The sequence below is a fragment of the Melioribacteraceae bacterium genome (assembly GCA_035362835.1).
GTDB lineage: Bacteria > Bacteroidota > Ignavibacteria > Ignavibacteriales > Melioribacteraceae > DSXH01.
Genome location: DAOSDY010000001.1, coordinates 37,363 through 51,375, shown reverse-complemented (window position 1 = coordinate 51,375; position 14,013 = coordinate 37,363). Strand labels below are relative to the sequence as shown.

The 14,013-nt window shown below is 40.7% G+C and carries 12 protein-coding genes; 8 read left to right on the top strand and 4 right to left on the bottom strand.

Annotation, left to right across the window (positions count from 1 at the left end; all coding sequences use genetic code 11):
• Positions 1-2: 2 nt before the first annotated feature.
• Positions 3-1,469 (top strand): replicative DNA helicase, encoded by a 1,467-nt coding sequence (gene dnaB, locus PLZ15_00265; GenBank protein ID HOI28160.1) that lies wholly within the window; start codon positions 3-5, stop codon positions 1,467-1,469.
• A gap of 62 nt (positions 1,470-1,531) precedes the next feature.
• Entirely contained in the window at positions 1,532-2,386 is an 855-nt protein-coding gene (locus PLZ15_00260) for a DUF1460 domain-containing protein (protein HOI28159.1), read from the top strand.
• Positions 2,387-2,396: 10 nt separating this feature from the next.
• On the opposite strand, the gene PLZ15_00255 is transcribed toward PLZ15_00260, so the two are convergent.
• A complete protein-coding gene (locus PLZ15_00255; protein ID HOI28158.1) occupies positions 2,397-3,254 on the bottom strand; it encodes a deoxyribonuclease IV in 858 nt (285 codons plus the stop codon).
• A 143-nt stretch (positions 3,255-3,397) separates the two neighbouring features.
• On the opposite strand from PLZ15_00255, the gene PLZ15_00250 reads away from it, so the two are divergent.
• Positions 3,398-4,270, top strand: coding sequence for an SDR family oxidoreductase (locus PLZ15_00250; protein HOI28157.1), 873 nt, complete (start codon positions 3,398-3,400; stop codon positions 4,268-4,270).
• Between the two features lie 36 nt (positions 4,271-4,306).
• On the opposite strand, the gene gatB is transcribed toward PLZ15_00250, so the two are convergent.
• A complete protein-coding gene (gatB, locus tag PLZ15_00245; GenBank protein HOI28156.1) occupies positions 4,307-5,746 on the bottom strand; it encodes an Asp-tRNA(Asn)/Glu-tRNA(Gln) amidotransferase subunit GatB in 1,440 nt (479 codons plus the stop codon).
• 127 nt (positions 5,747-5,873) lie between these two features.
• Here gatB and bshB1 point away from each other — a divergent pair, with 127 nt between their 5' ends.
• The 3 genes from bshB1 to PLZ15_00230 all read left to right on the top strand — a co-directional run bounded on the left by bshB1 (position 5,874) and on the right by PLZ15_00230 (position 8,568).
• On the top strand, positions 5,874-6,596 hold the full coding sequence (gene bshB1 / locus PLZ15_00240; GenBank protein HOI28155.1) for a bacillithiol biosynthesis deacetylase BshB1: 723 nt from the start codon (positions 5,874-5,876) through the stop codon (positions 6,594-6,596).
• A gap of 30 nt (positions 6,597-6,626) precedes the next feature.
• Entirely contained in the window at positions 6,627-8,120 is a 1,494-nt protein-coding gene (locus PLZ15_00235) for an SLC13 family permease (protein ID HOI28154.1), read from the top strand.
• 64 nt (positions 8,121-8,184) lie between these two features.
• Entirely contained in the window at positions 8,185-8,568 is a 384-nt protein-coding gene (locus tag PLZ15_00230; GenBank protein ID HOI28153.1) for a DUF302 domain-containing protein, read from the top strand.
• A 98-nt stretch (positions 8,569-8,666) separates the two neighbouring features.
• On the opposite strand, the gene ettA is transcribed toward PLZ15_00230, so the two are convergent.
• Positions 8,667-10,349, bottom strand: coding sequence for an energy-dependent translational throttle protein EttA (ettA, locus tag PLZ15_00225; protein ID HOI28152.1), 1,683 nt, complete (start codon positions 10,347-10,349; stop codon positions 8,667-8,669).
• Between the two features lie 205 nt (positions 10,350-10,554).
• On the opposite strand from ettA, the gene sthA reads away from it, so the two are divergent.
• The gene (sthA, locus tag PLZ15_00220) at positions 10,555-11,940 is read left to right on the top strand and encodes a Si-specific NAD(P)(+) transhydrogenase (GenBank protein HOI28151.1); all 1,386 of its coding nucleotides are present in this window, start codon (positions 10,555-10,557) and stop codon (positions 11,938-11,940) included.
• A gap of 36 nt (positions 11,941-11,976) precedes the next feature.
• Here sthA and PLZ15_00215 read toward each other — a convergent pair whose 3' ends face one another.
• Positions 11,977-12,672, bottom strand: coding sequence for a GW dipeptide domain-containing protein (locus PLZ15_00215; GenBank protein HOI28150.1), 696 nt, complete (start codon positions 12,670-12,672; stop codon positions 11,977-11,979).
• 99 nt (positions 12,673-12,771) lie between these two features.
• Between PLZ15_00215 and PLZ15_00210 the strand changes: the two genes are divergently transcribed.
• Positions 12,772-13,950 carry a class I SAM-dependent rRNA methyltransferase gene (locus PLZ15_00210; GenBank protein ID HOI28149.1) on the top strand — a complete coding sequence of 393 codons (1,179 nt, stop codon included), beginning with the start codon at positions 12,772-12,774 and terminating at the stop codon, positions 13,948-13,950.
• Positions 13,951-14,013: the final 63 nt, after the last annotated feature.

Sequence of the window (14,013 nt, the reverse complement as noted above, 5' to 3'; positions counted from 1 at the left end):
AAATGGCAAAAAGATCCTCTACGCGAAAAACCGAAAGAGACGATGCGATTCTCGAAAAATTAAGAACCGCTTCTAAACAACCGCCAGCAGCGCCTGAAGTGGAAATGTCCGTACTTGGCGCAATGCTTATTGAAACTGAAGCCGTACCTAAAGCTATTGAAGTACTGAAACCGGAGTCCTTCTACGAAAAGAAAAACCGTGTAATCTTCGAAGCGATGAGCTCTCTCTACGAAGCTGATGAACCGATCGACACAGTATCGATTTATGAAGAACTTAAAAAATCCGGTAAAGTCGATGAAGCAGGCGGCGCCGCCTACCTCGGAAAATTAACGCAGGATGTCTCCTCGGCGGCAAATGTAGACTATCACGCGAGAATCGTTCTGGAAAAATGGATTCTCAGGCAATTGATCACGGCTTCAATGGATATTGCGCGCAATGCCTATGAAGGAAGCGAGGATGTGTTCGACCTTCTCGATGCCGCTGAATCAAAAATATTTCAGATCTCCGAAGAGGGGATTAAAGAATCATTCAAGTCGATGGATAAGGCCGTTAAAGAAGCACTGGAACTTATCGAGGCAATTCACTCAAAAAATATTTCCTCTTTCTCAGTACCTTCGGGTTTCTTTGAACTCGATGAACTCCTTGGCGGTTTCCAGAAATCGGATCTCATAATTATTGCTGCCCGTCCTTCGATGGGTAAAACCGCGTTTGCAATGTCCGCAGCCCGCAATGCCGCTATCGATCATAATGTCCCGATCGGTATTTTTAGTCTTGAAATGTCCACTATTCAGCTTGCAACTCGTTTGATCTCAGCCGAAGCGCGTATCAATGCTCATAATGTCAGAACCGGAAAATTCAAAGCCGAGGAAGGAGCTAAAATAAGCCGTACCGTTCATAAACTAAGCAAAGCTCCGATCTATATCGATGATACTCCCGGCATTTCAATCCTGGAATTGAGAGCTAAAGCAAGACGCTTGAAGAATGAAAAGAACTGCGGATTGATAATTGTCGATTATCTTCAGCTTGTAAATCCGTCGAATTCGATGGAAAGCCGTGAACGGGAAATCTCCTCTATTTCAAGATCGCTTAAAGCGCTCGCTAAGGAACTGAACCTGCCTGTAATTGCACTTTCGCAGCTCAACAGAGCAGTTGAATCTCGCACAGATAAAAAACCGATGCTCTCGGATCTTCGTGAATCAGGCTCTATTGAACAGGATGCCGACGTTGTCCTTTTCCTCTACCGGCCGGAAATGTACCAGATTCAATCTTTCGGAACCGGTGATATGCAGGGAGAATCGACAGAAGGTATTGCAGAAGTGATTGTTGGAAAACAAAGAAACGGACCAACTGGTGAGGCCAAACTGAGATTTATTAAAGATTATGCCCGGTTCGAAAATCTTGAGAGATTCCGTCAGCAGCTTCCCGCAGGTGAAGAACCGATTGCTGCTCTCGAAGAGCCGCCGTTTTAAACGATTTCGTTCCTGTGCTAAGCTCTGTTCCATCAATTAAAAATTAATCGGGATCTTGCAATATGTTCAAATATGCTCTGAAAATTTTTATAATCTTAGCAGCCATTTCCACATTGATTTACTCACAGCCGGTCTATACTCAGCAGGACATTGAAATCTGTAATTCAAAATTTGAACTGGCTGTTTCTAAAAATCTGTCTGAAAAACCGGTTAATGAAATAATTATTGAAATAGGAAAAAGTTTTCTAGGAACCGAATATGTCCCTAACACTCTCGAAAAAGGTGATAGGGAGGAACTCGTAATCCACCTTACAGGACTGGATTGTTACACGTTCCTCGAAAGCGCTCTGGTTTTTGCAAGATGCATTAAATCGGGTAAAACTACTTTTGAAGATTATCAGAATGAATTAATAAACGTAAGATACCGTGACGGCCTTAAAAAGGAATATCCCTCACGCCTCCATTATTTTTCCGATTGGATTTACGATATGAATAAAAGAGGGGTTGGAAAGGATGTTACAAAACCGATCGGAGGTGTTCAGTATAAAAAGAGGATCGATTTTATGAGAAAACATGTCGATTCATACAGACAGCTGAAAGAGAATCCAATGTTCGTTATTGAAATTGCCTCGTTTGAAAAGAAGATCAGCAAAAGAAAATATTTTTATATCCCGCAGGAAAAAATTGAAAAAATAGAAAGTAAAATAGAGAACGGCGACATCATCGGCATAACAACTAATATTGAAGGCCTCGATATTGCTCATACGGGAATAGCGGTTAGGATGGAGGACGGAAGAATTCACCTGATGCACGCTCCGAACGTTGGACATAAAGTACAGATCTCTGAAAAACCGCTGGCCGATTATATAAAAGGGAATAAAAAACAGACCGGTATTATGGTCCTGCGTCCTCTCTGATAGATATCCATTATTTCTTTACAAGACTCAAAAGAACCTGAATATTTTCAACATCCTCTTTCTGATCTTTCTCTTTAGGAGTTTCCAGAATCTTAGGTACTTTCTCAAGCATTTTATCATTCATTATATTTGCAAATCCTTCAAGTCCGATAAATCCTTTTCCTATATGGTCGTGCCTGTCGACCCTCGAACCGAGTTCTTTCTTGCTGTCGTTCATGTGAAGGCACTTTAAAATATCAAGCCCGATTATCTCGTCAAATTCCTTTATTACTTTTTTATATTCTTTAGGGTCGCGTATATTGTATCCGGCTGCCCAGATGTGTGCAGTATCGATGCAGACAGTCATACGGTCGGAATCATCTACCATATCGATTATTTTTCTTAAATGCTCAAACTTATATCCTAATGCAGTTCCCTGTCCGGCGGTAACTTCCAGCATACTTTTAGTTTTGTAACCGGGTGTTTTGGAATGGGCGTAATTAAGAGATTCTGCGATTATTCTTAAACCTTCCTCCTCGCCCTGTCCGGTATGAGCTCCGGGGTGAAAATTAAGATGCGGTATACCGAGCTGCTCGCATCTTTCAAGCTCTTTAATAAATGCCTGACGCGATTTTGCAAGCCCCTGAGGGTCTTTTGCACAAAGGTTTATAAGATATGAATCGTGTGATACAACAAACTTAATTCCGGAGCTCTTTAATTTTTCTTTGTAAATATTTATTTCATCTTCTGTAAGATCGCGGGCAAAGTATTGATTATTATTTTTTGTGAAGATTTGCATCGCTGAAAAGCCGAGTTTGTCCGCAGCGTCAACCGCTGAAGCTGGCCCTCCGCTTACGAATGTATGTGCGCCTATTAAATGTTTCATCATTACCTCTTTCCATCCTCCTGATCCTGCTCATGATCTTGATCCTGATCAAAAGTATTTATTGTTAGTAATTGAAAGTGCTTATTCCGTTTCTATTTCAAAAATAATATTATTGCAGTTAAAATATTATCGAAAGGCCCTAATTAATGAAAATATTTATTACGGGTGGCAGCGGTTTGATCGGACAGTATCTTAATCGCGAGCTGGCCGGAAACCACCAAATCCTTACTCAATACAATCTTAATCCTGGAAATTGCAGTCAATTTAATTCTATAAAACTTGACATCAGGGACCATAATAAACTGGAAGAAGCAGTATCCGGTTTCAAACCGGATATTATCATTCATGCCGCTGCAATATCGAGTCCTGAAAAAGCAGATTCATTACCGGCTGATCTGGTCTATGATATAAACGTTAATTCAACCCAATCTCTTGCGGAAATCTGTTCAAGGATAAATGCCGGATTGTTTTATTTTTCAACCGATCTTGTCTATGCCGGCTATAGAGGCTCTAATCTTAAGGAGGATGCCAAACTTATTCCGGTATCCCTCTATGCGGAAACAAAGTTAATGGGGGAGGTAAAAATCAAAGAGACGTTCGATAATTATTTGATTTTGCGTGAATCACTAATCATTGGATTCGGACTAAATCATTCACTCAATAATTTCCACAGGATGTACCAAAACTTGAAATCCGGGAAACCGGTTAAATTATTTACTGATCAATTCCGGTCGCCTCTTGCACTCAAAGAATCGGCAGCTATGATTAACCGGCTGATTGAAAAAAATATTAAGTGTGAAATTGTAAATTTTGCGGGGCCCGAAAGAGTTTCAAGGTACGAACTTGGTGAAATCCTGTGTGAGGAAACCGGAATAGATAAAAATCTTTTGATAAAAACAACCATGGAAGAGGAAGGGATACTATATAAGGTTGCGGATGTTTCTCTTAATACCGATAAACTCCGGTCATTCGGCATTGAGCCTAAAAATCTCCGTCAGTCAATTAGAGAAATGTTCTGATTACTTATTCTTCAGTCAATTAGAGAAATGTTCTGATTATTTATTCTTCAGCTTATCCCGCAGAATCTTATTTAGAATCTGCGGATTCGCTTTCCCTTTGGTTTCTTTCATTACCTGTCCGACAAGGAATCCTAGTACTTTTTCCTTACCTGAAATAAATTCCTCCACATCTTTCGGATTTGCCGCAATAACTTTCTCAACAGCTTTTTCAATTTCAGAAGTATCACTTATCTGAACCAATCCTTTCTCTTTAACAATCTCTTCCGGATCCTTACCTGATTTTATCATCTCCGGGAAGATTTCTTTTGCAATTTTTCCGCTGATTGTTTTATCTTCTATCATCTTTAACATCTTCCCGAGGTTCAATGGCTTTACAGGAAAATCTTCAATATTAATTTTCTGGTCATTCACTATTTTCAGTACATCTGTCATTACCCAGTTGCTTGCAGATTTGAAATCACCGGTAACTGCAACAACCTGTTCATAATAATCCGCCATCTGACGTGAAAATGTAAGTATCTCCGAATCGTATTGCGGCAGCTGATACTGTGATATAAATCTGTCCCTTCTTATATCTGGTAATTCCGGTAATCGCTTCTCAATTTCATTTCTCCATTTGCCGTCAACAACTATCGAAAGCAGATCCGGGTCGGGGAAATAACGGTAATCATGTGCCTCTTCTTTGCTTCGCATCGGGTAAGCGCTGTTTGTATCAGCGTCCCAAAGCAGTGTTTCCTGTACAACTTCTTTTCCTTCTTCAATCAGGTCAATCTGCCTTTCAATTTCGAATGCGATTGCACGCTCTACATTCCTGAAAGAATTCATATTCTTCACTTCTGTCTTTGTACCGAAAGCCGAAGCTCCTTTCAATCTTACAGAAACATTTGCATCGCACCTCAGCGAACCCTGTTCCATATTCCCGTCGCAAATTCCCAAATAGGTAACGACCTGTCTAAGTTTCGACAGATACAAGTAAGCTTCTTCCGGTGAGCGCAGATCCGGTTCGCTTACTATTTCTATAAGCGGTGTGCCGCACCTGTTAAGGTCAATTAAAGTTGAACCGCTCTGGTCGTGTATAGATTTGCCCGCATCCTCCTCCATATGAATCCTGGTAACTCCGATCGTTTTTTTCGAACCGTCCTTAAATTCAATTTCTACTTTGCCGTTCTCACATATCGGTTCCTCGTATTGCGAAATCTGATATCCTTTGGGAAGATCCGGGTAAAAGTAATTTTTTCGGGCGAAGACGGACCGTTCGTTTATTCTGCATCCTGTAGCTAGTCCCATCAGGACCGTATATTCGACTACTTTTTTATTCATTACCGGTAACACACCCGGATGGCCAAGACATACAGGGCAGACGTTTGAGTTGGGTTCAGCACCGAATTTAGTAGAACATCCGCAGAATATCTTGGTTTCTGTTGAAAGCTGGGCGTGAACTTCGAGTCCTATAACCGCTTCATAATTGTTATTCATTTAATCCCGGAACTTTTGTGACGAAAATAGTCAAAAATCAGTAAAGTTTTTATTCGCTGCGGATTGTTTACTTTCAAAAAAATATTATTAATTTGAACACGGGATTAGACTCATTTCAGAGGGAAATATGGAGCTTGATGTTCTCGTCTTTGCTGCCCATCCGGATGATGCAGAAATTTCGATGGGAGGTACTATTGCTAAATTATCTTCAGCGGGACTTAAAGTAGGGGTTATTGACCTCAGCAAAGGTGAAATGGGTACGCGGGGATCTGTCGATACCAGAAAAGCTGAAGCCCAAAAAGCTTCTGCAATTCTTAATATAACCCAAAGAGAAAATCTGGGATTCAAAGACGGCGGACTCAAATTCAATGAGAACTACCTTCACATTATTATCAGCCGTATACGTAAATACAAACCTCAGTTTGTTTTTGCACCATACTTCAACGACAGACACCCGGACCATATCGGGACCAGTCAGCTTATCAAGGAGGCTTTCTTCTTCTCTGGATTACCTAAAATTGTAACTGAAGAAAACGATAAGATTCAGAATCCGAATAGACCTAAAAAACTTTTCTACTACATGCAGACATATGAATTCGATCCGGTGTTCATAGTCGATATCAGCGAAACATTCGAACTCAAGATGAAATCGATTCTTGCTTATTCAACACAGTTCCATAATCCGCAGAGTGTTGAACCTGAAACATTTATCTCTCAGCCGAATTTTATTAAAAATCTGGAAGCACGTGCACGGGTATTCGGATTTAAAATCGGAAAAGATTACGGCGAACCGTTTTATTGCGAAGAGAAAATTGAACTTGATCTAATACATATGTTAAAAAAACGCTAACAGGTTTCTCAAAAATATTACGGAATACCGATGAACCACCAAAGCAGATTCCGATTCAATCCCTTCTATTTAAAAAGTACCGGTTTCTTCCTCGGTATTTTTTTATTTGCAGTAATCTGGTTCTTTATCGATTTCGGTTCTCAATTTTATAATGCAAAACTTGTTTCAGCAGTCGCCACTTTGATGGCTGTATGGTGGATTTTTGAATCGGTCCCGTTAGCCGCTACATCTCTGGTTCCTCTGATACTTTTCCCATTACTCGGTGTGGTCTCGGCATCCGATATTGCACCTCAATATATGAACTCAACAATTATGCTGTTCGTAGGGGGATTCATAATTGCGATTGCAATGGAAAAATGGAACCTCCATAAACGGATCGCTCTGAGTGTAATTCTATTGTTCGGCAGCAGTCCCGCAAAAATTATTTTCGGTTTCATGGTAGCATCAGGTATTATATCGATGTGGATTTCAAATACGGCCACTTGCCTGATGGTTCTGCCGATCGGGCTCTCGATTATTTATAAAGTTGAATCCGAATTCGGAATTGAACGGAGTTCGAATTTTTCCAAATCGCTTATGCTCGCTATTGCTTATTCCTGTACGATCGGCGGGATTGCTACTCTTATAGGTACACCACCGAATTTGATCTTTCAGAGAATGTATAAAATCAATTTCCCTGATGAACCGATGATTAAATTCAGCGAGTGGATGGTATTCGGAGTTCCGCTTGCTGCCGTGATGATGATTATTACATGGTTTGTTCTTACAAAAATAGTCTACCGATCCGACAGCGACCTGGTCCTCGATAAAAATATAATCCGCGAAGAAAAGAACAAACTCGGTAAAATGTCGTATGAGGAGAAGAGCGTTCTAGTAGTTTTCTTTCTTACAGCTTTTCTATGGGTTTTCAGAAGCGAACTCGATCTCGGCACTTTTATAATCCCGGGATGGTCTGGCCTCTTCCCGTCAATGGCTTTTATAGACGACAGCACTGTAGCTATAACGATGGCATTATTGCTCTTTCTTATTCCCTGCGGTTCAAATTCTCATAAATTTAATTTCCTGCTCAAACAGGACGATATAGGGAAAGTGCCCTGGGATATTGTACTTCTTTTCGGAGGAGGATTTGCTCTCGCCGATGGATTTGTAAAAAGCGGATTATCAAAGCTGATTGGTCAGGAATTTGCCGGGCTTTCAGGATTACCGATAATAGTGCTGCTGGCAATTATCTGTACAATTGTAGTTTTTACAAGCGAGCTTACTTCAAACTCAGCACAAACAACAGTAATTCTGCCGGTGCTTGCATCACTAGCAATAGAGACAGGAATAGAACCGCTTACATTAATGATACCCGCTACATTTTCCGTATCACTTGCTTTCATGATGCCGGTGGGTACGCCTCCGAATGCAATAGTATTCGGAAGCCATAAATTATCGGTCTGGGATATGGTGAAAGCTGGATTCATTCTGAATATAATAGGGATAATCTTGGTGATTATTCTTTCCAATTTCTTTTTCATATAGTATCAGGGAATTCAGAATCCCATTGAAATGTTTTGCATCTAACCGATAAAAAAAAGAGGGAGTAATGGGCTATCACAATTCAAAAACCGTTGATTATTCATTTGATGAAACAATTGCAAAAATAACCGAGGAATTGAAAAAGGAAGGATTCGGTGTGCTTACTGAAATAGATGTTAAGGAGACATTAAAGAAGAAACTTGATGTCGATTTCCGTAAATACAGAATTCTTGGCGCATGTAATCCGCCTTTTGCTCACAGAGCGCTTCAGGCCGAAGATACTCTCGGTGTTCTGCTCCCCTGTAATGTAGTTGTCCAGGAAAAAGAAAATAAAGTGCAGGTAAGTTTTGTTAATCCGATGGAATCAATGAAGAGTGTGGGGAATCCGGCACTTGAAGAAATTGCGTCGGAAGTTTCGGCTAAATTGGAAAAGGTTTTGCAAAGTATTTAAATAGCTGTTGCAAAAGATATTTTTTTAACAGCGTTATGACACTGGCAGAAATATTATAACGAAATTTTTTTACTATTACTTGTGGAAAATTCTCCAACCTACCGTGTCAATTTCTTGTACTTAACCCTATGCGGAACATCGGCATCTTTACCAAGCCGTTCTCTTCTGTTCTCCTGGTAATCGGAAAAATTACCTTCAAACCAGACCACCTTACTGTCTCCTTCGAAAGCAAGAATATGAGTGCAGATACGGTCGAGGAACCAGCGGTCGTGGCTAATTACAACTGCACAGCCTGCAAAGTTCAAGAGTCCTTCTTCCAGAGCTCTCATTGTATTTACATCGAGATCGTTTGTAGGCTCATCCAGCAGTATTACATTTGCATGTTCTTTGAGAGCGAGGGCAAGCTGAACACGATTCCTTTCACCGCCCGATAGCATTCCAACCTTCTTCTGCTGATCAGCGCCTGTAAAATTAAACTGACCTACATATGCACGCGAATTAATTTCTCTGTTGCCGAGTCGTAGAAGTTCATCTCCTCCTGAAATCATCTGCCAGACACTCTTTCCCGGGTCCAGTATCTCGCGGCTCTGATCCACATAAGCGAGCTTAACAGTCTCCCCGATCCTGAATGTTCCGCTGTCGGGCTTTTCCTGTCCTACAATCATTCTGAATAAAGTTGTTTTACCGGCACCGTTCGGACCGATTACCCCGACTATACCGCCGGGAGGAAGTTTGAAACTAAGATTCTCGAATAAAAGTTTTTCTCCGTATGATTTGGATACATTCTCCGCCTCAATTACAATGTTTCCGAGTCTTGGACCGGGAGGAATATACAATTCCAATTCCTTCTGCCTTTTTTCGGTCTCCTCGTTCAGCATCTCCTCGTATGATGCGATTCTTGCTTTCGATTTTGCATGTCGTGCCCTCGGTGCCATCCTGATCCATTCAAGTTCTCTCTGCAGTGTTTTTTGTCTGTCCGTTTCTTTTTTCTCTTCCAGCAGAAGACGGTTTTTCTTCTGGTCGAGCCAGGATGAATAATTTCCTTTCCACGGAATGCCTTCACCTCTATCAAGTTCAAGTATCCATCCGGCAACGTTATCAAGAAAATATCTGTCGTGTGTTACTGCTATAATTGTACCTTCATACCTGTTCAACTCCGCTTCAAGCCATAATACGGTCTCAGCGTCCAGGTGGTTTGTCGGTTCATCAAGAAGCAGAATGTCAGGCTTTTTAAGAAGCAGCCGGCATAGAGCAACACGTCTCCGTTCTCCGCCCGAAAGAACCTCTACGGGAGTATCGGGAGGAGGGCATCCCAGAACATCCATCGCCATATCCAGTTTGGAATCGAGGTCCCATGCATCAAGATGGTCTAGCTTTTCCTGCACCCTGCCCTGACGCTCGAGCAGATCGTTCATCTCATCGTCCGTCATCGGCTCTGCGAACTTCGCATTTATTTCATCATACTCTTTCAGAACGTCTACAATTTCCTGAACACCTTCCTGTACCACTTCCTTAACTGTTTTAGAATTATCGAGGAGCGGCTCCTGTTCCAGCAGTCCAATTGTAAATCCGGGTGAAACGGCAGTCTCTCCGTTAAAATCTTTATCAACACCTGAAAGGATTTTTAGAAGTGTGCTTTTTCCGGATCCGTTCAATCCTAATACACCGATTTTAGCTCCGTAGAAATATGAAAGGTAAATATCTTTTATGACCGGTTTGTTATTATAATACTTGCTTACACCGATCATCGAATAAATTATTTTGTTCGGTTCAGTCGACATTTTTTCCTGATTAAATTTTTGTGAAGTGATGCAAACATACTACAAATCCGATAGATAAAAAATAGGATCGATTCCTCTTTGTTGAAATGATGGGCGGTTGTCAGATGGTCAGTTCGATATTATTTTCTACTGATAATTACTTCACTTTGCGTTTACAAAATTGTTCACTTAATTTTGTCACATAAAACAGGAATGAAATCCCCCGATGGAAAAATATGACACAATTATAATAGGCAGCGGACCCGGCGGAGAAGGTGCTGCCATGGCTTGCGCTAAACACGGAAAAAAAGTTGCTGTATGCGACGATTTCTCACTCGTCGGCGGTGCTAATACACATAAAGGTACTATTCCAAGTAAAGCCCTCCGGCATGCAAGTCAGATACTCATGGATGGCGGAAGACTCGCCGGTTCGGATTACCAGACACTTCTTCGTCAGACTGAATCGATAATTAAGAACCAGGTTGAATTGAGGGAGAGTTTTTACAGGAGAAATTCTGTTAATCTCCTTATCGGAAGAGCCCGGTTTATCGACCTGCATAAAATAGAAGTTACAGAACATACCGGCTTAAAAAAAGTTTATCAGTCGGATGCCTTTGTTATTGCTACGGGTTCACGGCCTTATCATCCGCCGGATGTCGACTTCACTCATCCGCGTATTATCGACAGCGATAAACTTCTTAAAATACAGGATAATCCTAAAACTTTGACTATATACGGTGCCGGAGTGATAGGTTGCGAATACGCTTCCATTTTCCGCGGCCTGAGTATAAAAGTAAATCTGATTAACACACGTCATCAGCTCCTTTCATTTTTAGACGATGAGATAATAGATGCGCTCGCTTATCACTTGCGTGAGAATGGTGTATTGATTAGGCATAACGAGGAATATGAAAAAGTTGTTCCTGACGATAAAGGCGTTACAATCTACCTTAAATCGAATAAACAGATCAGAAGCGAATACCTCCTCTGGGCGCAGGGAAGAACAGGAAACTCGCAGAATATGGGACTGGAGGAAATGGGAATTATTCCGGACGGAAGAGGCTCCATACCTGTTAATCAGTATTACCAGACAGTAGTTCCCCACATTTACGCTGTTGGCGACGTTATCGGATATCCTTCGCTTGCAAGCGCCGCGTACGATCAGGGAAGATTTGCCGCACGCAACCTTCTCTACAACGAACAAGCAACTCTGAAGATAGAAGATATTCCAACTGGTATATATACTCTTCCCGAAATCAGTTCGGTTGGATTGAATGAAAGGGAACTGACGGAGAAAAAGATTCCTTACGAAGTAGGTCATTCATTTTTCAGACATCTTGCAAGGGCACAAATAACCGGAAGAACTGTTGGAATGTTAAAGATACTGTTTCACCGCGATACTCTCGAGATTCTCGGTATTCATTGTTTCGGTTACGGCGCATCGGAAATTATTCATATCGGGCAGGCGATTATGTCCCAGAAGGGTGAAGGTAATAGTCTGATCTATTTTGTGAATACAACTTTTAATTATCCTACAATGGCAGAAGCTTACCGTGTTGCCGCGCTTAACGGAATCAACAGGGTTGAGCTTATTAAGAAAGGATTGAGATAAAAAAAGCCGGGCTTACCCGGCTTTTTTTAATTTATTTTATAGGTTAGTAGCCGCTTTGGCATCTTCCATTAGAACTTTGTAGGAATAACCGTATCCGAAATCTTTGTTCAGAACAATCTTGCCTTCAAAAATTACTACGTCTCCAACTTTTACATTCTCATTTGTTGTAATTGTAAGATCGAAATCATCTTTATATTTCGTTCCGTCCTGCAAATGGACCCAGTTCCTCTTCATAATTCCGGTATTAACTTTAACAACTTTCCCTTTTACTTTTACAATCTTGTTTGAATATGATTCAGGCTTGGAGAAAATCTGTTCTATTGTAATCCCGCCTATCACCGGTTCAACTTTAACTTCCTCCTTTGCAAGAACAGGTTTCTGCGGCTGATTCATTATTCCCTCACCAAGTTTTACACTCGCGGCATCGATAAATAATATCGAGTCGAACGTTTTGTCGAGCTCTTTGCTTGTAAAGTTTTTCATCTCCATCGCCTTGTTGTAGAGAACCACTTCGCCTTCCTTGAATTCGGCTTTAGGTGCTGCCATCCAGTATTCTTTTCCGTCTTCGGTTACACGAAGGTAGGTGTAATCTGTAACCTGAATAACTTCCTGAACAGTAACTTTATGCTGTTGTGCATTCGATTTATTCTCTATGCTCTCATTCTCCTCATTTTTTGAACAGGCCGTAATTATTAGTGCAGCCATCAGAATAAACACGTATCTGAATCTCATGAATTTTTCCTTGTTTGTTAAAATTTGCATCCCAAATATAATTAAAAGTCCTTTCTGAACTATAGGAGACTTATATTTGCACAACTATTTGAGGCAGAATTGAACCGTTTAATACTTAAAAAGAAAGAAGAAATCCGTATAAAACACGGGCATCTCTGGGTTTTCAGCAATGAAGTAGAAAGAATTGAAAATGACGGTTCCACAATTGAAAACGGCGACCTGATCTCAATATCCGATCATAAAGGAAATTATATTGCATCGGGCTTTTATAATACAAATTCACTTATTACCGCAAGAATTCTGACAAATAAAGTTGAATTCGATCTTAACAGTCTCTTTGAAGAGAAACTTTCAGCAGCTTTTGAACTGAGGAGGAGGATATATCCGGAACGAAATTCCTTCAGAATGGTTTTCAGCGAAAGTGATTATCTGCCCGGCCTTATTATCGATAAGTACAATAATTCATTTGTTCTCCAGATCTATTCTTCGGGAATGGAAAAAAGGACCGAACTGATAATCAGGATATTAAAAGAAAAATATGATGCAGTAAATATCTTTTCCAGGAACGAAGAGTATTTCAGAAAACTTGAATGTTTGCCTGAAGAGGATAAAGTATATTCCGGCAGCAGGACGGATGAAATTATTGATGATGGATTCGTAAAGTATAAAATTGATTTCAATTCCTCGCAAAAGACCGGCTTCTATTTCGATCAGTGTGACAACAGGGAATTTGTTGGACGTTTCTGCAAAGACAAATCCGTACTCGATTGCTTCTGCAATTCGGGCGGATTCGGTCTCCATGCGGCGTTGAACGGAGCCGGCTCTGTCACCTTTGTCGATTCTTCCTCGCAGGAGCTGAAGAACGCTTCCGGAAATTTCGTGCTTAACGGATTCAATTCGGAAAGTCAATTTATTGATTCTGATGTTTTTGATTATTTGGAAAAGTGTATTTCGCAGAATCTGAAATTCGATGCCGTGATTATTGATCCCCCGGCTTTCGCGAAGAATAAAAAAAGCCTTCCCAAGGCTATTAAAGGTTATGAAAAACTGAACCGGCTTGCAATGCAGATTGTAACTCCCGGCGGTTTTCTTTTTACTTCTTCATGTTCATATCACCTTAAAGATTCTCAATTCCTCGAAATATTAAATTCAGCCTCAGTAAAATCGGGAAGAGAGGTTCAGCAATTCTATTATAATAATGCTTCCAAGGATCACCCGAAAAATCCGGCGATGGAGGAAACTTCTTACCTTAAATTTTCGGCTCTCAGCGTCCTGTAATAATTTGTCAGGCCCAGCTTCATATATTATTTATATAGTCCGGGTCTGAATAAAATTCTTATA

Coding starts and splice junctions, on each gene's coding strand:
- dnaB (HOI28160.1), top strand. CDS start 3: ATGGCAAAAAGATCCTCTACGCGAAAAACCGAAAGAGACGATGCGATT.
- PLZ15_00260 (HOI28159.1), top strand. CDS start 1,532: ATGTTCAAATATGCTCTGAAAATTTTTATAATCTTAGCAGCCATTTCC.
- PLZ15_00255 (HOI28158.1), bottom strand. CDS start 3,254: ATGATGAAACATTTAATAGGCGCACATACATTCGTAAGCGGAGGGCCA.
- PLZ15_00250 (HOI28157.1), top strand. CDS start 3,398: ATGAAAATATTTATTACGGGTGGCAGCGGTTTGATCGGACAGTATCTT.
- gatB (HOI28156.1), bottom strand. CDS start 5,746: ATGAATAACAATTATGAAGCGGTTATAGGACTCGAAGTTCACGCCCAG.
- bshB1 (HOI28155.1), top strand. CDS start 5,874: ATGGAGCTTGATGTTCTCGTCTTTGCTGCCCATCCGGATGATGCAGAA.
- PLZ15_00235 (HOI28154.1), top strand. CDS start 6,627: ATGAACCACCAAAGCAGATTCCGATTCAATCCCTTCTATTTAAAAAGT.
- PLZ15_00230 (HOI28153.1), top strand. CDS start 8,185: ATGGGCTATCACAATTCAAAAACCGTTGATTATTCATTTGATGAAACA.
- ettA (HOI28152.1), bottom strand. CDS start 10,349: ATGTCGACTGAACCGAACAAAATAATTTATTCGATGATCGGTGTAAGC.
- sthA (HOI28151.1), top strand. CDS start 10,555: ATGGAAAAATATGACACAATTATAATAGGCAGCGGACCCGGCGGAGAA.
- PLZ15_00215 (HOI28150.1), bottom strand. CDS start 12,672: ATGAGATTCAGATACGTGTTTATTCTGATGGCTGCACTAATAATTACG.